Below are 272 nucleotides of genomic sequence, written 5' to 3' on the forward strand. Positions count from 1 at the left end.
CGTGGAGCTGAATGATACTAATCGGTCGAGGCTTTGATCTAGTCTATGGTTTGTGTTGATGAATCCTCAGTTTTCAGGGAACAAGCCCTAAAACAATATTGACATGCGTATGACGCGGTGTTAATATTCATTTTGTCTGGTGGCGATAGCGAGACGGCCACACCTGTTCCCATGCCGAACACAGAAGTTAAGCGTCTCAGCGCCGAAAGTAGTTGGGGGATCTCCCCCTGTGAGGATAGGACGTTGCCAGGCAAGATCGTTCCGCAATAGCT

The 272-nt window shown here is 48.9% G+C and carries 1 rRNA gene; it reads left to right on the forward strand.

Annotated elements, in window-relative coordinates:
- The first annotated feature begins 135 nt into the window (after nt 1-135).
- Nucleotides 136-252: ribosomal RNA gene (gene rrf, locus KNO96_RS14295) — 5S ribosomal RNA — on the forward strand.
- Nucleotides 253-272 lie beyond the last annotated feature (20 nt).

The organism is Exiguobacterium sp. s89, from assembly GCF_018617735.1.
GTDB lineage: Bacteria > Bacillota > Bacilli > Exiguobacteriales > Exiguobacteriaceae > Exiguobacterium > Exiguobacterium marinum.